The organism is Thermocrispum sp., assembly GCF_002919275.1.
GTDB classification, from domain to species: Bacteria; Actinomycetota; Actinomycetes; order Mycobacteriales; family Pseudonocardiaceae; genus Thermocrispum; species Thermocrispum agreste.
Map to the genome: position 1 here is coordinate 57,299 of NZ_PKFA01000067.1, position 20,296 is coordinate 77,594.

Consider the following 20,296-nt stretch of genomic DNA (forward strand, 5'->3'; position numbering starts at 1 on the left):
CCGGACCTTTCGTGCGGCGGGGCCGTTACTCGCCCTCGGTGTGCTCGAGCAGACCGGCGTGGATCTCCCGCAGCGCGATCGACAGCGGCTTCTCCCGCGGGCCCGGCTCGACCAGCGGACCGACGTACTCCAGCAGGCCCTCGCCGAGTTGGGCGTAGTAGTCGTTGATCTGCCGCGCCCGCTTGGCCGCGTAGATGACCAGGGCGTACTTCGAGCTGACCTTCTCCAGCAGGTCGTCGATCGGCGGGTTGATGATGCCCTCGAGCTTCTCGCCCGTCGTTTCCTGCGTGGTGGTGGTCACTCGCTTCGTCTCCTTGCCTGTACCGGCCGGCGAATCGGACATGCGCCCGGACAGCGTCATCCCCGCCATGCCTCACTCACGGTCTGCAACAACCAAGGTTAGCAACTCGCGGGCGGCACGCTGCACGTCGGCATTGACTACGCACGCGTCGAACTCGCCTGCGGCGGCCAGTTCCCGCTTGGCGGCCTCCAGCCGTGCCGCCACGGCGGCGTCCTCCTCCGTGCCTCGCCCGGTCAACCGGTCGACCAGTTCCTCCCACGACGGTGGGACCAGCATCACCAGCTGGCAGTCGGGCATGGCGGCGCGCACCTGGCGGGCGCCCTGCAGCTCGATCTCCAGCACCGCGGGTCTGCCGGACTCCAGCGCCTCGATCACCGGTGCGCGCGGCGTGCCGTAGAAATTGCCCGCGTACTCGGCGTGCTCGAGCAGCTCGCCGTTGGCGACCATCTTTGCGAACGTCTCCCGGTCGACGAAGTGGTAGTGATCCCCGTCGACCTCGCCCTCCCGCGGCGGGCGGGTGGTCACCGAGACGCTGAAGTAGATCTCCGGCGCCAGCTCACGCAGCACCGCCATGACGCTGGACTTGCCGACCCCGGACGGACCGGAGACGACAGTGAGCCGGCGCCGGGCCGGGCGGCCCGACACCGGCTCACCGGTGCGCTTCACTCCCCGCTGAACTCGGCGAGCAGAGCCTTGCGCTGCCGCTCACCGAGCCCGCGCAGCCGACGGCTGGCGGCGATCTCCAGCTTCTCCATGGTCGCCTGGGCGCGCACCTTGCCCACGCCCGGCAGCGCCTCGAGCAGCGCAGAGACCTTCATCTTGCCGAGAACCTCGTCCGTCTCGGCCTGCTTGAGCACGTCGGCCAGAGTGGTGCCACCTCGCTTCAGCCGCTCCTTGAGCTCCGCCCGGGCCCGGCGAGCCGCAGCAGCCTTCTCCAAGGCAGCGGCGCGCTGTTCCTCGGTCAGCTGGGGAAGTGCCACGATGTCCTCCGATTTGCTTACGGTCGCTTCGTCGCCGCGACGTTACCTACCTGCGACCGACCACCTCAACGCGGGGTCTGCATCGGGTGACCGCTGCCAGACGTGCTGGTCGGTGGCCGTCGCGGATCGGGGTCTATCCCAACATAAAAACCCCGGCCTGCCAATGACCGGGTGATCGTCGGAGACGACGGATGAATCACGTCACGCCGGCGGCCACGCGACGCAGGGCAGCGCGCAGCTCGTCCGGGTCCGGACCGTGCCGCAGGATGTCCCGCGCGGACGCCGGAAGCACCACGTTCCGGCCGCCAGAAGCGCCGTGGACGGCGTTGGCGAGGTTCCCAGGGCTGGCACCGAACAACCGCCGCAAATCGTCCGCTGTGGCGCCCTGAGCGCCGAATCCGGGGGCGAGCACCGGACCGTTCAGCCTGCCGATGTCGACGTCCAGCTCCGGCAGCGTGGCGCCGATCACCAGGCCGACGTCGCCGAGCGGCGCGCGCCCGGCGTTCAGCTCCGCCGCCGCGTCGACGATTTCCTGCGCCACCTGCCGTTGCAGCTGGTGCCCCTCCGGATTGGACGTCCTGGCCAGCACGAACAGCCCGCGGCCGGTTTCCGCGGCCAGCTCCACCGCGGGCCGCAGCGCCCCGAACCCCAGATACGGCGAGACGGTGATCGCGTCGGCCGCGAGCGGCGCCTTGTCGGAGAGGTAGGCGCGCGCGTAGGCGGCCATGGTCGAGCCGATGTCTCCGCGCTTGACGTCCAGCAGGACCAGCGCCCCGGCGGCGCGCAGGCCGTCGATCAGTCGCTCGAGCACCGCGATGCCCGCGGCACCGTAGCTTTCGAAGAACGCCGACTGCGGCTTGACCACCGCCGCTTCCGGCCCGAACACGTCCACACAGGTCTGGGCGAACCGGGCCAGCCCGAACGGGTCGTCCGGCAGGCCCCAGGACCGCAGCAGCTCCGGATGCGGGTCCACGCCCACGCACAGCGGCCCGCGCCGCCGGATCGCGGCCAGCAGCCGCTCACCGAACCTCGTACCCGCACTCATGACCGCTCCGCCCGCAACGCCGCCTGCAACTCCTGCAACGACCGCACACCGATGTCACCGCGGATGGCCGCCTCGATGCCGTGCACGGCCGCCGCCAGGCCCTGGATGGTGGTGACGCACGGGATGTCCCTGGACACCGCCGCGGTGCGGATCTCGTAGCCGTCGATGCGCGGCCCGCTGTTGCCGTACGGGGTGTTGATCACCATGTCCACCGCGCCGTCGAGGATCATCTCGACGATGTTCGGCTCGCCGTCGCCGGCGCTCTCGTAGTGCTTGCGCACCACGGTGCACGGGACGCCGTTGCGGCGCAGCACGGCCGCCGTGCCCGCGGTGGCCAGCACCTCGAAGCCGAGGTCGGCCAGCCGTTTCACCGGGAAGATCATCGCGCGCTTGTCCCGGTTGGCCACCGACACGAACACCCGGCCGGACGTCGGCAGCGAGCCGTAGGCGCCCGCCTGGGACTTGGCGAAGGCCATCCCGAACGACGAGTCGACGCCCATCACCTCGCCGGTGGACTTCATCTCCGGCCCGAGCAGCGAGTCGACGCCCTGGCCTTCCGGGGTGCGGAACCGGTGGAACGGCAGCACCGCCTCCTTCACCGACACCGGAGCCTCCGGCGGGAGCGTGCCGCCGTCGCCATGGGCCGGGAGCACACCGCTTTCCCGCAGCTGCTTGATGGACTGCCCCATCATCAGCAGCGCGCACGCCTTGGCCAGCGGGACACCGGTGGCCTTGGAGACGAACGGCGCCGTCCGTGACGCGCGCGGGTTGGCCTCCAGCACGTACAGCACGTCGTCCTTGAGGGCGTACTGCACGTTGAGCAGCCCGCGCACGCCGACCCCGCGGGCGATGGCCTCGGTGGACGCCCGGACCTTCTCCAGGTCGGTGACACCGAGCGTGATCGGCGGCAGTGCGCAGGACGAGTCGCCGCTGTGCACACCGGCTTCCTCGATGTGCTCCATCACGCCGCCGAGGTAGAGCTCTTCGCCGTCGAACAGCGCGTCCACGTCGATCTCGATGGCGTCGTCGAGGAAGTTGTCCACCAGCACCGGGTGCTCCGGCGTGACCTCGGTGGCGCGCTCGATGTAGCTGGCCAGGTGCTGCTCGTCGTAGACGATCTCCATGCCACGGCCGCCCAGCACGTAGGACGGGCGGACCAGCACCGGGTAGCCGATCTCGTCCGCGATGCGCTTGGCGCCTTCGAACGACGTGGCGGTGCCGTACTTCGGCGCGGGCAGCCCGGCGGCCCGCAGCACCTCGCCGAACGAGCCCCGGTCCTCGGCGAGGTGGATCGCCTCCGGCGGGGTGCCGACGATCGGCACCCCCGCGTCGGCCAGCCGTTGTGCGAGCTTGAGCGGCGTCTGCCCGCCCAGCTGGACGATCACCCCGGCGACTGTGCCGCTCTGCTGCTCGGCGTGCACGACCTCCAGCACGTCCTCGAACGTCAGCGGCTCGAAGTACAGCCGGTCCGAGGTGTCGTAGTCGGTGGAGACCGTCTCCGGGTTGCAGTTGATCATCACGGCCTCGTAGCCGGCGTCCCGCAACGCCAGCGCGGCGTGCACGCACGAGTAGTCGAACTCGATGCCCTGGCCGATCCGGTTCGGCCCACTGCCCAGGATGATCACCTTGGGCCGCTCGCGCTGCTCGGCGACCTCGGACTCGGCGGCCGGGTCGAGCTCGTAGGCGCTGTAGTGGTACGGCGTCCGCGCGGCGAATTCCGCGGCGCAGGTGTCGACCGTCTTGAACACCGGCCGCACCCCCAGCCTGTGCCGCAGTGCACGCACGCCGTCCTCCCCGGCCAGTTCCGGCCGCAGCGCGGCGATCTGCTGGTCGGAGATGCCGTAGCGCTTCGCCCGCCGCAGCAGCGGCTCGTCCAGCACCGGCGCGTCCACGATCTGCTTGCGCAGCTCCACCAGCGACTGGATCTGGTCGACGAACCACGGGTCGATCCCGGACGCCTCGGCCACCTGCTGCACGGTGCCGCCGAGCCGCAGCGCCCGCTCCACCGCATACAGCCTTCCGTCGCGCGGGGTGCGCAGTTCCTCCAGCGTCGACTCCAGCGTGGCGCCTGCCGGATCCGGCTGCGTCCAGAAGCCCGCCGCCTTGGTCTCCAGCGACCGCAGGGCCTTGCCGAGCGCTTCGGTGAAGCTCCGGCCGAGCGCCATCGCCTCGCCGACCGACTTCATCGTGGTGGTCAGCGTCGGGTCGGCACCGGGGAACTTCTCGAACGCGAACCGCGGCACCTTGACCACGACGTAGTCCAGCGTCGGCTCGAACGACGCGGGCGTCTCCCCGGTGATGTCGTTGCGGATCTCGTCCAGCGTGTAGCCGATGGCCAGCTTCGCGGCGATCTTGGCGATCGGGAAACCGGTGGCCTTGGAGGCCAGCGCGGACGACCGGGACACCCGCGGGTTCATCTCGATGACGACCATGCGGCCGGTCTGCGGGTGCACCGCGAACTGGATGTTGCAGCCGCCGGTGTCCACCCCGACCGCACGGATCACCTTGATCCCGACGTCGCGCATGTGCTGGTACTCGCGGTCGGTCAAGGTCATCGCGGGCGCCACGGTGACCGAGTCGCCGGTGTGCACGCCCATCGGGTCGACGTTCTCGATCGAGCAGACCACGACCACGTTGTCGTGCTTGTCGCGCATCAGCTCGAGCTCGTATTCCTTCCAGCCGAGGACGCTCTCCTCGATCAGCACCTCGGTGACCGGCGACTCCTCCAGGCCGATGGCGGCCATCCGCTCCAGGTCCTCCTCGGTGTGCGCCATGCCGGAGCCGAGGCCGCCCATGGTGAACGACGGCCGGATGACCACCGGAAGGCCGAGCTCGGCGACGGTCTGGCGGACCTCGTCCATGGAGTGACACACCCGGCTGCGCGGCACGTCGGCGCCGATGGAGCGGACGATGTCCTTGAACTTCTGCCGGTCCTCGCCGCGCTGGATGGCGTCGATGTTGGCGCCGATGAGCTCGACGCCGTAGGCGTCCAGCACGCCCCGCTCGTGCAGCGCGACGGCGGCGTTCAGCGCCGTCTGCCCGCCCAGCGTGGCCAGCAGCGCGTCCGGGCGCTCCCGTTCGATGACCTTCTCCAGGAACTCGGGCGTGACCGGCTCGATGTAGGTGGCGTCGGCGAACTCGGGGTCGGTCATGATCGTCGCCGGGTTGGAGTTGACCAGGCTCACCCGCAGCCCTTCGGCGCGCAGCACCCGGCAGGCCTGCGTCCCGGAGTAGTCGAACTCGGCGGCCTGACCGATGACGATCGGGCCGGAGCCGACCACCAGGACATGCTCGATGTCGTCGCGCTTAGGCACCCTTGGCCTCCATCACAGCCACGAACTGGTCGAACAACGGCGCCGCGTCATGGGGTCCGGCCGCCGCCTCTGGGTGGTACTGCACGCTGAACGCGGGCACGTCCAGCGCGCGCACACCTTCCACACACCCGTCGTTCGGGCAGTAGTGGCTGACTTCGGCCGCGCCGAAGTCGGTGTCGAAGCGCTCGCCGGGTTCGCCTTCCAGCGCGAAACCGTGGTTCTGTGCGGTGATCGCCACGGTGCCGGTGCGCACGTCGATCACCGGGATGTTGATGCCGCGGTGCCCGTAGCGCAGCTTGTAGGTGGACATGCCCAGCGCGCGGCCCAGGATCTGATTGCCGAAGCAGATGCCGAACAACGGCACCTCGTGGCGCAGCACCTGCCTGGTCACCTCGGTGGCGTGATCCATCGTCGCCGGGTCGCCCGGCCCGTTGGACAAGAAGACCCCGTCCGGCTCCATGGCCAGCAGCTCCTCGGCGGACGTGGACGCCGGGAGCACGTGCACCTCGATCCCCCGCTCGGCCATCATTCGCGGCGTGTTGGACTTGATGCCGAGGTCGAGCGCGGCCACTCGGAACCGCCGTTCACCGTGCGCAGGCACCACGTAGGGTTCGGCGGTGGTGACGTGCTTGGCCAGGTCCGCACCGGCCATCGGCGGCGAAGCCAGCACCTGCTCCAGCATCTCCTGCTCGGGCGGCAAAGTCTCACCGGAGAACACGCCCGCTCGCATCGCGCCGCGCTCTCGCAGGTGCCGGGTCAGCGACCGGGTGTCCACCCCGGCGATGCCGACCACGCCCTGCCGGTCCAGCTCGTCCGCCAGGGTGCGGGTGGCACGCCAGTTCGACGGGATGCGCGCGGGATCGCGCACCACGTAGCCGGCCACCCAGATGCGTGCCGACTCGTCGTCCTCGTCGTTCCACCCCGTGTTGCCGATGTGCGGCGCGGTCTGCACCACGATCTGGCGGTAGTACGAAGGGTCGGTCAGCGTCTCCTGATACCCGGTCATGCCGGTGCAGAACACCGCCTCGCCCAGCGCCGTCCCACGCGCGCCGAAGGGCTCGCCGCGGAAGATGCGGCCGTCTTCCAACACCAGCGCGGCCGAGGGGGTCACGGTGCCGTTCATGCCGCACCTTTCATGCTCGTCCACTCGGGATATGCGTCCATGTCGTCGCCACGGAAGCCGGTGTCCAGCAGCGCGTCACCGAGCCGCCAGGTGATCACCAGCAGACCGTCGATGCCCATCACCTTGCCCGCCATCCTGCGTGCGGTGCCGACCTCGGTGATCGCCGAAGCCGGGATGAAGAAGCTGCGCGCACCGTGCCGCTCGACCACGACGCCGCTGTCGTGCCGCCGCAGGGTGGCCGGGCCGCGCATCCCCACCCCACGGGCGACGATGCGGTCCTGCCATCGGCCGTGCGGCGTGGTCGCCACGTACACGCCGTCCATCGCCGCCAGCTCCGGCCCGAGATCTTCCGGGACGTCCGGGAAAGGCGGGTACAGCACACTCTGTTCGCGAGCCTTGCGCCGCCAGCCGAGCCACATCGCCCAGACCCCGAGCAGGAAGACCGCGAGCACCAGCAACGTGAGCAGAAAACGTTCCACTAGCGAACCTTCCCATCCAACTGGGTGATTCGCCCACGCAACATGGTCGCCGTCACGACGCCGGGGAGCGTCATCCCCTCGTACGGGGTGTTCGCGGCGATGCTGGCCAGCTCGTCGCCGTGCACCGTCCACTCCCGGTCCGGGTCGACCAACGCCAGCGTCGCGGGCTCACCCACGGCCACCGGCCTGCCCTGGTCGGCCAGCCGCCCGATTTCCGCGGGCCGCTCGCTCATCACCCGCGCGACGTCGCGCCAGGACAGCAGGCCGGGGCGGACCATGGTCTGCACGACGACCGACAGCGCGGTCTGCAGGCCGAGCATGCCCGGGCGGGCGGCTTGCCACTCCACGTCCTTGTCCTGCGGGGCGTGCGGGGCGTGGTCGGTGGCCACGCAGTCGACGATGCCCTCGGCCAGTGCTTGGCGCAGGGCCGCGGTGTCCGGCTCGGTGCGCAGCGGCGGGTTCACCTTGTTCACCGGGTCGTAGCTGGTCAGCCGCTCGTCGGTGAGCAGCAGGTGATGCGGGGTCACCTCGGCGGAGACCTGGGTGCCGCGCTCCTTCGCCCAGCGCAGGACGTCGACCGTCCCCTTGGTGGAGACGTGGCAGATGTGCAAGCGGGCGCCGACGTGCTGCGCCAGGATGCAGTCGCGGGCGACGATCGCTTCTTCAGCGGCCGCGGGCCAGCCGGCGAGCCCGAGTCGCGCCGCCAGCTCACCTTCGTGCGCCTGCGCCCCGACGGTCAGGCGGGGTTCTTCCGCGTGCTGCGCGATCACCGCATCCAGCGCCCGGGAGTACTCGAGCGCGCGGCGCATGATCAGCGGGTCGTGCACGCAGAAACCGTCGTCGGAGAACATCCGCACCCGGGCCCGCGAGGAGGCCATGGTGCCGAGCTCGGCGAGCTGTTCGCCCTCCAGCCCGACGGTCACCGCACCGACCGGGTACACGTCGACCAGCCCGACGGACTCGCCGATCCGGCGGACGTGCTCGACGACGACGGCGTTGTCCGCAACCGGGTCGGTGTTGGCCATCGCGAACACCGCCGTGTACCCGCCGAGAGCGGCGGCCGCGCTGCCGGTGGCGATCGTCTCGGCGTCTTCCCGCCCGGGTTCCCGCAGGTGGGTGTGCAGGTCGACGAAACCGGGCAGCAGCACCTGGCCGCCCGCTTCGATCACTTCCGCGCCGTCCGGTGGCGTGATCTTCGGCTCGATCGCGGCGATCACCCCGTCCGACACCAGCACGTCCACCGGGTCGCCCTCGCCGTAGGGCCGGGCGCCGCTGATCACAACGTCGGTCATCGGGCCTCCGCTCGTCTCGGTGCTCGTTCCCGGCAGGCCATGCGTCCCCCGCCTGCCGTGTGCTGCGCTCGGCTGGTCATGCGTCCCCGCCGGCCCGGGTCTGCGCGGCCAGCAAGTGGTAGAGGACGGCCATCCGCACGTGTACGCCGTTGCGCACCTGCTCGACGATCACGGAATTGGCCGCGTCCGCCACGCTGTCGGCGATCTCCATGCCGCGCAGCATCGGGCCGGGGTGCATCACCACCGCGTGCTCCGGGAGCAAGGCGGCCCGCGCGGCGTTGAGGCCGTAGTTGATCGAGTACTCGCGGGCCGACGGGAAGAACGCCCCGTGCATCCGCTCGGCCTGCACCCGCAGCATCATCACCGCGTCCGCGGCGGGCAGCTCGGCGTCCAGGTCGAAGCTGACCCGCACCCGGCGTGACGCCAGCCAGCCGGTCAGCGCGGCGGGCACCAGCGTGGGCGGGCCGACCAGCACCACTTCGGCACCGAGCGTGGTCAGCAGGTGGACGTTGGAGCGGGCGACCCGGCTGTGCAGCACATCACCCACGATGACTACTCGCCGTCCCTCCAACGGCCCAAGCCGTTCGCGGAGCGTGGCGGCGTCCAGCAGCGCCTGTGTCGGGTGCTCGTGCATTCCGTCACCGGCGTTGATCACCGAAGTGGGGGTATCCGCCAGCCACTCGGCCAGCCGCTGGGCGGCGCCCGACGCGGGGTGCCGCACGATGACGCAGTCCGCGCCCGCCGCCGAGAGGGTCAGCGCCGTGTCGCGCAGGCTCTCGCCCTTGCCCACCGACGAGCCGCTGGCCGAGACGTTCACCACGTCGGCGCTCATCCACTTGCCCGCCAGCTCGAACGACACCCTGGTGCGGGTGGAGTTCTCGTAGAACATGGTGATCACGGTGCGGCCGCGCAGCGTCGGCAGCTTGCGCACCTCGCGCCCCAGCAAGGTGCGCTTGAGCTCGTCGGCGGTGTCCAGCAACGCCGTTGCGGTGTCCCGGTCCAGTCCCTCGGTGGTCAGCAGATGCTTCACCGCGAACCCTCTCCCCCGCCTGCTTCCGGCGCGGCCGCGCGCAGCAGCACCGCGTCGCGCCCGTCCACCTCCGACAGCAGCACCGCGACCTCTTCCCGGCGCGACGTCGGCACGTTCTTGCCCACGTAGTCGGCCCTGATCGGCAGCTCACGGTGGCCGCGGTCCACCAGCACGGCCAGTTGCACCACGCGTGGCCTGCCGATGTCGCGCAGCGCGTCCAGCGCGGAGCGGATGGTGCGGCCGGAATACAACACGTCGTCGACCAGGACGACGGTCCGGTCGTCGATGCCGCCTTCCGGCAGCTGGGTGAGTTCGAGCGGACGCGGCGGGCGACGGCGCAGATCGTCCCGGTAGAGGGTGACGTCGAGGCTGCCGTGGGGAACCGGCTGACCGGAGAACTCGGTGATGCGCCCGGCGAGGCGAGCCGCCAGCGGCGCTCCCCTGGTGGGGATGCCCAGCAGGACCGGGACCGGTTCGCCTCCGGGCCCGATGGCCGTCTTCTCGATGATCTGATGCGCGATGCGGGCGATGGTGCGCGCGACGTCGCCGGCGGAGAGCAGCTCGCGCTCTGCCGGTCCCGTCGCGCCGCGGGTGCGCGGCGCCACGTGCAGCTCCTTCCCCGCCTCACGGGACGGGTCGTTAAAGGATTCCAGATCGGCTACCCCGCGTGTGCGCGGCAGCGTCGCCCCGACAGTAGCAGGGTCCGTTACTCAGCCGACTGGGTGGTGTCGAGAATTTGGGACGATTCCCCCGGATGAACGGGTTGAACTGGTGACCACGAGCGGTAACCATTACGCTGAGTATTCACCTCACGAAGCTCGCCCGTCCGACAACAGTGGCGGGGCACAGGGAACGGAGAGATGAGCACATGGGCGATTACGCCAAGGCGCTGGGCGCCAAGCTCCGCAGCATCCGGCAGCAGCAAGGGCTGTCGTTGCACGGCGTCGAGCAGAAGTCCGGTGGCCGGTGGAAAGCGGTCGTGGTCGGCTCCTACGAACGGGGCGACCGGGCAGTAACCGTCCAGAAGCTCGCTGAACTCGCCGACTTCTACGGCGTGCCGGTGGTCGAGCTGCTGCCGGAGGGACGCGTGCCGTCCGGTGCCGAGCCGGCCACCAAGATCGTGATCAACCTGGAGCGATTGCAGCAGCTACCCGCCGAGAAGGTCGGCCCCTTGGCCCGCTACGCGGCGACCATCCAGAGCCAGCGCGGCGACTACAACGGCAAGGTGCTGTCCATCCGGACCGAGGACCTGCGCTCGCTGGCGATCATCTACGACATGACGCCGGGTGAGCTGACCGAGCAGCTGATCGAGTGGGGTGTGCTGCCGCCGGAGGCGCGACCGGCCAAGGACGACAACAACTGACACGTCGCACGAAAGGCTCCGGCACGCTGGGCGGGCCGGAGCCTTGGTCGTTGTCCGGCGCCCCGCGCAGCGGCCAGCACGGTGTGCGCCGGTGGTTGCGCAGAACACCGAGCTTTGCTGTTCAAGTGGGTCAGGTGGCAATCGGTACGGAACGCAGCCGCCGGGGCAAGGGAACGCGGCCGTGAGCGCGGCTGGGGGTCGGCGTAGCCGGCAAGCTCGGGGCGACCGGGAAAGCGGTGCTCGGATCGCAACCAGCGAGGCTGGTGGCGGCAAGCACAGCGTGCAGGGACGATCACCGCAGCCAGTTGGAGCGCGAACACAGCCGGTCGCGACCGTCCGAAACCCCGTTGCCCGGACCCGAAACGCGCAGCCCAGGTGACCGGAGCGCGTAACACCGGATCGGAGTCCTGCACACGCTCCATCCGGCGTCGGCTCCAGTCGCCCGAAGTCGGCAGCCGGTCTGCCCGGAGCACACCCCGGCCGGTCAGAGCGCCGCGTCCTGGCGATCAGAGCACCGCACCCTGGCGACAGAGCGCCGCACCGCGGCCGGTCAGAGCGCCGCGCCCCGGCGGTCAGAACACCGCACCCCGGCCGACCAGAGCCGCACCCCGGCGGTCAGAGCACGGAGCGCAGTTTGTCGGCCACCGTGGCCATCCGGCCCAGCACGCCGTTGACGAAACGGGGCGAGTCGTCGGTGGAGAGCATCTTGGCGATGCTGACGGCCTCGTCGATGGCGACCGGATCCGGCACGTCCTCGGCCCACAGCAGCTCGAAGACGCCCATGCGCAGCACGGCGAGGTCGACCGGCGGCATACGCTCGATCGTCCAGCCCTTGGCGTACTCGGCCAGCAGCTCGTCGATGTGTTCCCGGTGTTCGGCCACCCCTTCGACCAAGGTGATGGCGTAGTCCGGGACCGGGTCAGCGTCCGGCGACCCGACACGTGCGGACAGCACCTCGGCCGGCTCGACGCCGCGCAGGTGCGCTTCGTAAAGCAGCTCGACGGCCCGCTGGCGCGCCGCGCGGCGCCCAGCAGGCCGGGATGCCCGCCCGCTCAACTGGATGCACGGCCGAGGTAGCGGCCGTCACGCGTGTCGACCTTGACCTTGTCACCGGTGTTGACGAACAGCGGCACCTGGATCTCCGCGCCGGTCTCGAGCTTGGCCGGCTTGGTGCCTCCGGTGGCCCGGTCCCCTTGCAAGCCGGGGTCGGTGTGTTCCACGACCAGCTCGACCGAGGTGGGCAGCTCGACGAACAGCGGCGTCGACTCGTGGAACGACACCGTGGCCTCGGTGTTCTCCAGCATGTACTTGGCGGCGTCACCGACGACCTCGGCCGAGACCGGCACCTGGTCGTAGGTCTTGGCGTCCATGAACACGTAGTCGTCGCCGTCCTTGTACAGGTACGTCATGGCGCGCCGGTCGACCGTGGCGGTGTCCACCTTCACACCCGCGTTGAAGGTCTTGTCCAGCACCTTCCCGCTGAGCACGTGCTTCAGCGTGGTGCGCACGAACGCGCCGCCCTTGCCGGGCTTGACGTGCTGGAAGTTCAGGACGGTCCACAGCTCACCGTCCAGGTTGAGCACCATGCCGTTCTTCAGGTCGTTGGTGGTGGCCACTGGTTGCCGTTCTCCCGTGTTCGTCGTGCGCGCCGGCGCGCGCCATGCTCTGTCAAACGGTCACCAATTCCTTAATCGACAAGGTCAGAACTTCGTTGTCGCCCTCGGCGACGACGAGGGTGTCCTCGATCCGTACGCCCCCGCGGCCGGCCAGATACACACCGGGCTCCACGGTGACCGTCATACCAGCGGAAAGTTTACCGGCGCCGGTCTTGGCGATGCGCGGCGCCTCGTGCACGTCGAGGCCGACGCCGTGCCCGAGACCGTGCGGGAATTCGTCCCCGTATCCGGCGCGGTCGATCACTCTGCGGGCGGCCGCGTCCACCGCGGCCAGGTCGGCCCCTGCCACGGCCGCCTGGCGGCCGGCCGCTTGCGCGGTGCTGACCAGGCTGTAGATTTCGCGCTGCCACGCGGCGGGCCGCCCGATGACCAGGGTGCGGGTCATGTCGGAGTGGTAACCGCCCACTACGGCGCCGAAGTCCAGTTTGACGAAGTCGCCCTCGGCCAGCACGGCGTCGGTCGGCCGGTGGTGCGGGATCGCCGAGTTGGGCCCGGTGGCCACGATCGACGGGAACGCGATGGCGTCGGCGCCGTGATCGAGCATCAGGTTCTCCAGCTCGCGGGCGACCTGCCGCTCGGTCCAGCCCGCGCGCACCCCGCCGTGTTCGATCAGGTCGGCCAGGGCACGGTCGGCGGCCGCGCACGCCATCCGCAGCGCCTCGATCTCCCCGGCGTCCTTGACCGCGCGCAGCTGCTCGACCAGTCCCGGGGTCCGGACCAGGTCGATGCCGTCCGCCAGCTCGGTCATCGTGTCGTAGAAGTCGACGCTGACGTGCTGGCTTTCGAAGCCGAGCCGCCGGTAGGCCTGGGCATCGCTCGCGGCGTGCCGCACCAGGGCGGCCGCGCTGGCCCGGTCGAGGACCGTCTGCAGGTCGGGGACCTCGGCCTTCGCCTGCGTCGTGTAGCGGCCGTCGGTGCAGAAGACCGTGCGCTGCTCGCTGGCCGGCTCGTCTGCGACGTGCACCAGCAGCGCGGCGTTCGAGCCGGTGAACCCGGTCAGGTACCTGATGTTGCGGAGGTCGGTGACGAGGATCGCGTCGACGTCCCGCTCCGCCAGCAGGCGGCGCAGCGCGGCGCGGCGGCGGGGGTGGACGTCCTCGGTGTGTGTTCGCGGCACGGCGTTCAAGCCTAGTGGCACCGGCTCGGCATAGCGTCCAAGCCTCGTGGCACCCGCTCGGCACGGCGCCCAATCCCCGCAGCACCTCCCTCGGCACTGCGCCCCCACCCCGCAGCACCTCCCTCGGCACGGCGCCCAAGCCTTCGTGGCACCCCCACAGCACGGCGCCCCCACCCCGTGGCACCGACTAGGGTGCTGGTCATGAGTGCGTGGTCGGTTCGGGGTCCCGTGATGGCGGTGGTGCACGCCGCAGGCACGGTCGTGCTGCTCAAGCTGAAGCTGGCCGGGGTCATGCCACCGACGTTTCTGACCTGGATCACCATCGCGGTCCTGATCGGGGTCGCGTGGTTGTGGGGCTCCATCGACGGCTGGCGCCGGATCGACCGGCCGGTGGTCACTTGGTTCGTCGCGGGCGTCGTCGGCGGCCTGCTCGGTGGTGTACTCAACGTGGCCGGGCGCGCGCTGTTCGTCGACCAGACCGGGGTGTCGCAGTTGCCTGCCCAGCTGACCAGTGGGGCGGCGTTCACCGCGCTGTTGATCATGGTGCCGGCCTGGGTCGGGGTCGCGATCGGCGCACGGCTCGATCCGCCCGTTGCCCAGGAGCCTGGGGCCGCGGGCGCGGTCTCATCCGCAGCCGCTCCCCGGGATCGGGCCGCATCGGCGAAAGAAGCGGCGCGCTCCCGTGCGGCAACGCGAACCGCCAAGGTGCGGCCCTCGCCCCATAATCGCAAACCGTCGCCTACTGCCCTTCAAGAGCGCGACGAGCCGGCTTCGCGGACTGCGCAGCGTCCGGGTTCGGCGGGAAAAAGCCGGGGGACGTCCGGCCCGGCGAACAGAACTCCGTCTCCTCGTCCGCGCCCGGACCGGGATTCGTCCGGTCGGTCCGGGTCCGAGGACTAGGCGGTCACCGCTGCGCGGGCGCTCGCCACACCCCGGCTGCCCCGCGCCCCCACGGCCGAAGGCGTCAAGTGATCACATTCCGCCACAGTTGATCAACACCGCCAGGCGGATGGCCGCGGACGACGTCAGCCGAGCGAGCCACCGTGCGGGTGCGCGCTCCACGCGTTGTCGCTGACGGTGCGCGACTTCGAGCCGTTCAGCTGGGCAAGCTTCGAGACGAGCCGCTGATCGGGCACCAGCCACAGCCGCTTGTCCTCCAGCAACATGCCCGCCTTGTTGTCGGGTGACTGCAAAATCGGCGCTCCCGCACGCAGCCGGGCCGCCACCGGCAGCTCGGGCAAATCCGCGGGTCGTTCCTCCAGCACGTGCCTGGCCAGGACCTCGGCGACCGACCGCCGGTCCACCCTGATCAGCTTGCCGTTCGTGACCAGATCCATGGTCCGCTCGGGCGACGGGAAGGTGTAACCGTCGAGAATGCGGAGCGCTCGCTGCGGGTCCTGGCACCCGCGTGCACCTTCCAGGTCCATGCCGAAGTGCCGCATGTCCGTGGGCGCTTCGGAATTCTGCGTTGCCCTGATGACGTCCAGCGGCACGGTTCCGCACGGATCGTCCTCGGACAACGGCGCGTGGCCGTGCGCGGTGCGCACCAAGCCGGGGCCTTCCCGCCACGGACCGCGGATCGACACCGGCGGGAACGGGTTCACCGTGAAATGCCGGTCCCAGAAGGTGAGTGTGGTGCCTGCCTTCGTCTGGTGCGCGATCGCGAACGCGTCGAGCACGTCCACCCACATCAGATCCGCGCTGAACGCGTCGACCAGCGAGCTCTCCCGAGGGGCCGCGGTGTTGGGAACCGGTTTGAACCCGGTGGGCGCCAGCGCTTCGACCCCGGAGTTGAAGCGCGGGTCACGGGACCTGAGCAGGAACTGACCTGCGCCGTTCCACCCCGCCGCTTCGGCCGTGGTGTCGGTGAACATCAGGTAGAACCAGCCGTCCAGGTAGACGGCCGACGGCTGGCCGACGCCGTAGGCGTTGTCGCGCTTCCGGCCGTGCGACGGGGTGACGATGGGCTTGCCGCCGTTGGCCCGGCGCCACGTGATGCCGTCGCGGCTGGTCGCCACGCCGATCGCGTTGCCGAAGTTGTGGTCGTCGTTGCGGGCGCCTGTGTAGTACAGGTAGTAGACCCCGTCGACTTTGATGACCGACGGGTCGCACGTGTGCTTGGCGTCGAAACCCCGACGGCTGCCACTGAACACCGCCTTCGGCCCCTGAGTGCCCGAGGCGTCACGGAACGGCCCGTCGAGCGTCCGCGCTTCCCCGTACAGGATGTCGTCGCCTGCAGGCTTCGCCGCGCCGTACTGGCTGCACCACCACATGCGCTTGCGGTCGCCCTCGACCATCACGGTCGGGCCGTAGTTGTACGGTGCATCTGCCCAGCCGGCGGCGACCACCCCTGGGCTCTGGCGGTGGTTGACCGCGCGCAGCTTCAGTTTCGGCTCGACCTGCTGCTGTGCCGGATGCTGTCGTGGCTGCTGCCCGTGCAACGGCGACGCCGGCGACTGGGCGGGCAGCGCCTCCGAACTGCCGTCGTCGCAGCCCGACAGCACGGCCAGCGTCATCAGGAGAACGATCTGAACGACCGCGGCCACCCGCCGACGCCGCGCGGCACGCTTCGCGGCGAGCCTCCCGCCCCTGCCTCCGACACCCGCCACAGCGGGGGTCAGTCGGCTGATTTCACCCGTTCGGCGATCCATCGCAGCGCCAAACCGTACCCTGTGATGCCCAAGCCGGTGATCACCCCGTCGGCCACCGCCGCGGTGACGCTGTGCCTCCGGAACTCCTCCCGTGCGTGGATGTTGGAGATGTGCACCTCGACCAACGGTGCGGTCAGCTGCGCACACGCGTCCCGCAGGGCGATCGAGTAGTGCGTCCACGCCGCCCCGTTGAGGATCACCGGCCACTGGTTGTCGGCGGCTTCGTGCAACCACTCGACCATGTCGCCTTCGTGGTTGGTCTGCCGGACATCGACCTGGAGCCCCAGCCCGGCCGCTGTCGAGCGGCAGTAGTCGACCAGGTCGTCGTAAGTCGTCTCGCCGTAGATGTGCGGCTCCCGCTTGCCGAGGCGATTCAGGTTGGGGCCGTTGAGAATCAGCACGTTCACAGCAGCACCTTCTTCGTCTCGCCCGGTTCTCCGGACACCGCCGAGTAGGCGGCCGCGAGCAGTGCCGGGTCCGGGCCCTCCAGCCTGCCCGGCTTGCCCAGCGCGTCCAGCACGACGAATCGCAGCACCCCGGAGCGTGTCTTCTTGTCCCTGCGCATGATCTCCAGCAGCTCCGGCAGGGCCTGCGGGTCGTAGCTGACCGGAAGCCCGAGGGCGGTCAGCACCCGGGCATGCCGCGCCGCGGTCTCGTCGTCGAGCCGCCCGGCCAAGCGGGCCAGCTCGGCGGCGAACACCAGGCCCACGCTGACCGCCGCGCCGTGCCGCCACCGGTAGCGCTCCCGCCGCTCGATGGCGTGCCCCAGGGTGTGCCCGTAGTTCAGCACCTCGCGCAGGCTGGACTCGGTCAGGTCGGCGGCCACGACGTCCGCCTTGACCTGGATCTTGCGGCGGATCAGCTCGGGCAGGACGTCCCCGGTGGGGTCGGTCGCCGCCGCCGGATCGGCCTCGATGCGGTCCAGGATGACCGGATCGGCGATGAACCCGCCCTTGACGATCTCGGCCATGCCTGCGACGAGCTCGTTGCGCGGCAAGGTCTCCAGGGTGGTCAGGTCCACCAGCACTGCGCTCGGCTCGTGGAAGGCACCGACCAGATTCTTCCCGGCGTCGGTGTTGATGCCGGTCTTTCCGCCGATCGCCGCGTCCACCATGCCGAGCAACGTGGTCGGGACGTTGACCAACCGAACGCCGCGCATCCACGTCGCGGCGACGAAGCCGGCCAGGTCGGTCACCGCTCCCCCACCGAGACCGACCACCACGCCTTTGCGGTCCAGGCCGATCTGGCCGAGGACGTTCCAGCAGAAGTCCGCCACCGCCAGGGCTTTGCCGTCCTCGGCATCCGGGATCTCGATCCGGTGCGCGTCGTGCCCGGCCTTGGTGAGGTCTTCGCGTACCGCCTCGGCGGTGGTGGCCAGCGTCGGCTGATGGACGATGGCGACCGTGGACGCCCCGGCCACCGCCTCGGCGAGCTCCCCGAGCAGCCCGCGACCGATGATCACGCTGTACGGCTGGGCCGTCTTCACCTCGATACGTGTCGGCTCCGTCATCACGACACCTTCTTCAGCTCGGCGACCACGGCGTCGACCACTTCGTCCGGCGTCAACTGGTCGGTGTCCACCTGCACGGTCGCGACCTCTCGGTAGAGCGGGAGCCGAGCCTCCAGCAGTTGCTTGTACGTTGCCCGCGGGTTGACCCCGGCCAGCAGCGGCCGCGCCGTCGACAGGCCCACCCGTCTGACCCCGACGGGCATCCCCACATTGAGGAACACGACCCGGTGGCCCGCCAGGCGCTCCCGGGTGGCCGCCGAGAGCACGGCTCCCCCGCCCAGCGAGTAGACACCGTCGTGGCGTTGCAGTCCTTCGGCGATGACCTGTTCCTCCAGCTCGCGGAACCGCGGTTCGCCGTCCTCGGCGAAGATGTCCGGGATCGACTTTCCCGCCGTCTGCTCGATTTCGGCATCGGCGTCGACGAACGCGGCACCGAGCCGCTCGGCCAGCAGGGGCCCGACCGTGCTCTTGCCCGAGCCGGGTGGGCCGACGATGACGGCGACCGGGCTCATCGCGCCCACCACTTTTCCAGTGCGGCCAGGTAGGACTCGGCGTTGCGCTTGCTCTCCGCCAGCGAGTCGCCACCGAACTTCTCCGCAGCGGCGTCGGCCAGCACCAGGGCGACCACCGACTCGAGCACCACGCCCGCGCGGGGCACGGCACAGACGTCGGAGCGCTGGTGGATGGCCACGGCAGGCTCCTTCGTGGCCGTGTCCACCGTGGCCAGCGCGCGGGGCACGGTGGAGATGGGCTTCATGGCGACACGCACCCGCAGCGGCTCACCGTTGGTCATGCCGCCCTCCAGGCCGCCCGCGCGGTTCGACCGCCTGGTGACCCCGGCAGGCCCGGTGCCCAGGTCGATCTCGTCGTGCGCCTGAGAACCCCATCGGCGGGCCGTGGTGAATCCGTCGCCGATTTCCACGCCCTTCATCGCCTGCACACCCATGAGCGCCCCGGCCAACCGGGCGTCCAGCCTCCGGTCCCAGTGCACGTGTGAGCCCAGCCCGGGCGGAAGCCCGTAGGCGATCACCTCGATCACCCCGCCCACGGTGTCGCCCGCCTTCCGCACGGCCTCGACCTCCGCGACCATGGCCTCGGTCGCCGCCGGGTCGAACGCCCGCACCGGGCTTTCGTCGATCGCGGGCAGGTCCTCCGGCCGCGGCAGCGGCCCTTCCGGGGCCGTTGCCCCGCCGATCGCCACCACGTGGCTGACGATCTCCACGCCGAGCAGCTGACGCAGGTAGGCGCGGGCCACCGTACCGAGCGCGGTCCGTGCGGCGGTCTCCCGCGCGCTGGCCCGCTCGAGCACGGGACGGGCGTCGTCGAAGCCGTACTTGAGCATCCCTGGCAGGTCTGCGTGGCCGGGCCGCGGCCGGGTCAGCGGAGCGTTCCGCGCCAGGCCCTCCAGCTCGCCGGGATCCACCGGATCGGCCGCCATGACCTTTTCCCACTTCGGCCATTCGGTGTTGCTGATGTGGATGGCGATCGGCCCGCCTTGCGTCACACCGTGCCGTACGCCTCCGGTGATCTCGACCGTGTCCTTCTCGAAACCCATACGAGGACTGCGGCCGAAGCCCAGCCGGCGGCGAGCAAGTTGCTCGCTGATCTCGGCCGAGGTGATGTGCACCCCGGCCACCATGCCTTCCAGCACGGCGGTCAAGCTCGGACCGTGGGACTCTCCTGCGGTGATCCAGCGCAACACCCATGAATCGTGTCATGTCGCGCACCTGCGCTCGCTACGGGCCCACACCGAATCTCTCCCCGGGAAACACCGCCATCACCCACGTGCCCACCAGCAGGCCCGGTCCGTGCGGCACGCCATCGCGCCAAGCGCGCCTGCCGGACAGCCGTCCGGCCAGCGCGAGCATTGCCGTGGTCATGGCCGCCAGCGCCGCACCCACCAGGACCGAGGCCCAGCCGAGCGCACCGAGGACACCACCCAATCCACCGGACAGCTTGACGTCACCCGCGCCCAATGACGCCGGTCGTAACGTGTGGACGCACCAGTGGCAGAGGAAGAAGCCAACGGCCCCAGCGGCCGCGGAAACGATCAGCCACGCGCTCTGCGCTGCCACCGCCGCTGCACCGACGGCCAACCCGACAGCGATCGTCGCCGACATGGTCAGCGCATCGGGCAGGCGCATGCGTTCGAGATCCACGGCCGCCAGAGGCACCGCGAATGCCGTCAGCGCAAGCGGCACGGGGAGCCACCACTCCGGCCACGACGATCCGGCGCGAGTGGCGACGACGGCGAACAGCAGAGCGGACGTCACTTCGAGCGGTCCCGGTCGTATCCGACACCCACGCGGCAGAGCCGCGAGGACCCACCGGCCGGCAGCGCCCAGCAGGACGCCGATCGCGGCGAACACGCATGTCAGTTGCCATGTCATGCCGCCCAGCATCGGGACGCGACGC

Annotated in this window: 21 protein-coding genes; 2 read left to right on the forward strand and 19 right to left on the reverse strand. The window is 70.4% G+C overall.

The window, feature by feature from the left end:
* Positions 1 to 25: 25 nt before the first annotated feature.
* From rpoZ to pyrR, 10 genes are all read right to left on the reverse strand, one after another.
* The gene (rpoZ, locus tag CXP56_RS17900; RefSeq protein WP_028846165.1) at positions 26 to 301 is read right to left on the reverse strand and encodes a DNA-directed RNA polymerase subunit omega; all 276 of its coding nucleotides are present in this window, start codon (positions 299 to 301) and stop codon (positions 26 to 28) included.
* A gap of 72 nt (positions 302 to 373) precedes the next feature.
* Positions 374 to 946, reverse strand: coding sequence for a guanylate kinase (gmk, locus tag CXP56_RS17905; RefSeq protein ID WP_342665083.1), 573 nt, complete (start codon positions 944 to 946; stop codon positions 374 to 376).
* A 17-nt stretch (positions 947 to 963) separates the two neighbouring features.
* A complete protein-coding gene (gene mihF / locus CXP56_RS17910; RefSeq protein WP_028846167.1) occupies positions 964 to 1,281 on the reverse strand; it encodes an integration host factor, actinobacterial type in 318 nt (105 codons plus the stop codon).
* A gap of 196 nt (positions 1,282 to 1,477) precedes the next feature.
* Positions 1,478 to 2,326 carry an orotidine-5'-phosphate decarboxylase gene (gene pyrF, locus CXP56_RS17915; RefSeq protein WP_028846168.1) on the reverse strand — a complete coding sequence of 283 codons (849 nt, stop codon included), beginning with the start codon at positions 2,324 to 2,326 and terminating at the stop codon, positions 1,478 to 1,480.
* Complete coding sequence (carB, locus tag CXP56_RS17920; protein ID WP_286902045.1) at positions 2,323 to 5,640, reverse strand: carbamoyl-phosphate synthase large subunit; 3,318 nt, start codon at positions 5,638 to 5,640, stop codon at positions 2,323 to 2,325. Before carB ends, pyrF begins: the two co-directional genes overlap by 4 nt.
* Positions 5,633 to 6,763 (reverse strand): glutamine-hydrolyzing carbamoyl-phosphate synthase small subunit, encoded by a 1,131-nt coding sequence (gene carA, locus CXP56_RS17925; RefSeq protein WP_028846170.1) that lies wholly within the window; start codon positions 6,761 to 6,763, stop codon positions 5,633 to 5,635. The genes carB and carA overlap by 8 nt, the downstream gene beginning before the upstream one ends.
* Complete coding sequence (locus CXP56_RS17930; protein ID WP_028846171.1) at positions 6,760 to 7,242, reverse strand: PH-like domain-containing protein; 483 nt, start codon at positions 7,240 to 7,242, stop codon at positions 6,760 to 6,762. Before CXP56_RS17930 ends, carA begins: the two co-directional genes overlap by 4 nt.
* Positions 7,242 to 8,534, reverse strand: a complete 1,293-nt coding sequence (locus tag CXP56_RS17935; RefSeq protein WP_028846172.1) for a dihydroorotase — start codon at positions 8,532 to 8,534, stop codon at positions 7,242 to 7,244. The genes CXP56_RS17930 and CXP56_RS17935 overlap by 1 nt, the downstream gene beginning before the upstream one ends.
* A gap of 76 nt (positions 8,535 to 8,610) precedes the next feature.
* Complete coding sequence (locus CXP56_RS17940) at positions 8,611 to 9,564, reverse strand: aspartate carbamoyltransferase catalytic subunit (protein WP_286902048.1); 954 nt, start codon at positions 9,562 to 9,564, stop codon at positions 8,611 to 8,613.
* Positions 9,561 to 10,169, reverse strand: a complete 609-nt coding sequence (gene pyrR, locus CXP56_RS17945; RefSeq protein ID WP_286902049.1) for a bifunctional pyr operon transcriptional regulator/uracil phosphoribosyltransferase PyrR — start codon at positions 10,167 to 10,169, stop codon at positions 9,561 to 9,563. The genes CXP56_RS17940 and pyrR overlap by 4 nt, the downstream gene beginning before the upstream one ends.
* A gap of 263 nt (positions 10,170 to 10,432) precedes the next feature.
* On the opposite strand from pyrR, the gene bldD reads away from it, so the two are divergent.
* Positions 10,433 to 10,927, forward strand: coding sequence for a transcriptional regulator BldD (bldD, locus tag CXP56_RS17950; RefSeq protein WP_028846174.1), 495 nt, complete (start codon positions 10,433 to 10,435; stop codon positions 10,925 to 10,927).
* 615 nt (positions 10,928 to 11,542) lie between these two features.
* Here bldD and nusB read toward each other — a convergent pair.
* The 3 genes from nusB to CXP56_RS17965 are packed head-to-tail and all read right to left on the reverse strand — an operon-like array spanning position 11,543 to position 13,720.
* Positions 11,543 to 11,989, reverse strand: coding sequence for a transcription antitermination factor NusB (gene nusB, locus CXP56_RS17955; protein ID WP_038044225.1), 447 nt, complete (start codon positions 11,987 to 11,989; stop codon positions 11,543 to 11,545).
* A complete protein-coding gene (gene efp / locus CXP56_RS17960; RefSeq protein ID WP_286902050.1) occupies positions 11,980 to 12,543 on the reverse strand; it encodes an elongation factor P in 564 nt (187 codons plus the stop codon). Before efp ends, nusB begins: the two co-directional genes overlap by 10 nt.
* A gap of 52 nt (positions 12,544 to 12,595) precedes the next feature.
* Positions 12,596 to 13,720 (reverse strand): M24 family metallopeptidase, encoded by a 1,125-nt coding sequence (locus CXP56_RS17965; protein ID WP_286902051.1) that lies wholly within the window; start codon positions 13,718 to 13,720, stop codon positions 12,596 to 12,598.
* A 201-nt stretch (positions 13,721 to 13,921) separates the two neighbouring features.
* Here CXP56_RS17965 and CXP56_RS17970 point away from each other — a divergent pair, with 201 nt between their 5' ends.
* On the forward strand, positions 13,922 to 14,620 hold the full coding sequence (locus CXP56_RS17970; protein WP_286902052.1) for a hypothetical protein: 699 nt from the start codon (positions 13,922 to 13,924) through the stop codon (positions 14,618 to 14,620).
* A gap of 125 nt (positions 14,621 to 14,745) precedes the next feature.
* On the opposite strand, the gene CXP56_RS17975 is transcribed toward CXP56_RS17970, so the two are convergent.
* The 6 genes from CXP56_RS17975 to CXP56_RS18000 all read right to left on the reverse strand — a co-directional run bounded on the left by CXP56_RS17975 (position 14,746) and on the right by CXP56_RS18000 (position 20,271).
* Positions 14,746 to 16,236, reverse strand: coding sequence for a glycoside hydrolase family protein (locus CXP56_RS17975; RefSeq protein WP_286902055.1), 1,491 nt, complete (start codon positions 16,234 to 16,236; stop codon positions 14,746 to 14,748).
* A 101-nt stretch (positions 16,237 to 16,337) separates the two neighbouring features.
* The gene (gene aroQ, locus CXP56_RS17980) at positions 16,338 to 16,778 is read right to left on the reverse strand and encodes a type II 3-dehydroquinate dehydratase (protein ID WP_028846179.1); all 441 of its coding nucleotides are present in this window, start codon (positions 16,776 to 16,778) and stop codon (positions 16,338 to 16,340) included.
* Complete coding sequence (gene aroB / locus CXP56_RS17985; RefSeq protein WP_028846180.1) at positions 16,775 to 17,881, reverse strand: 3-dehydroquinate synthase; 1,107 nt, start codon at positions 17,879 to 17,881, stop codon at positions 16,775 to 16,777. Before aroB ends, aroQ begins: the two co-directional genes overlap by 4 nt.
* A complete protein-coding gene (locus CXP56_RS17990; RefSeq protein WP_286902058.1) occupies positions 17,881 to 18,393 on the reverse strand; it encodes a shikimate kinase in 513 nt (170 codons plus the stop codon). The genes aroB and CXP56_RS17990 overlap by 1 nt, the downstream gene beginning before the upstream one ends.
* Positions 18,390 to 19,583, reverse strand: coding sequence for a chorismate synthase (aroC, locus tag CXP56_RS17995; protein WP_286902059.1), 1,194 nt, complete (start codon positions 19,581 to 19,583; stop codon positions 18,390 to 18,392). The genes CXP56_RS17990 and aroC overlap by 4 nt, the downstream gene beginning before the upstream one ends.
* 34 nt (positions 19,584 to 19,617) lie before the next feature.
* The gene (locus CXP56_RS18000) at positions 19,618 to 20,271 is read right to left on the reverse strand and encodes a prepilin peptidase (protein ID WP_286902061.1); all 654 of its coding nucleotides are present in this window, start codon (positions 20,269 to 20,271) and stop codon (positions 19,618 to 19,620) included.
* Positions 20,272 to 20,296 lie beyond the last annotated feature (25 nt).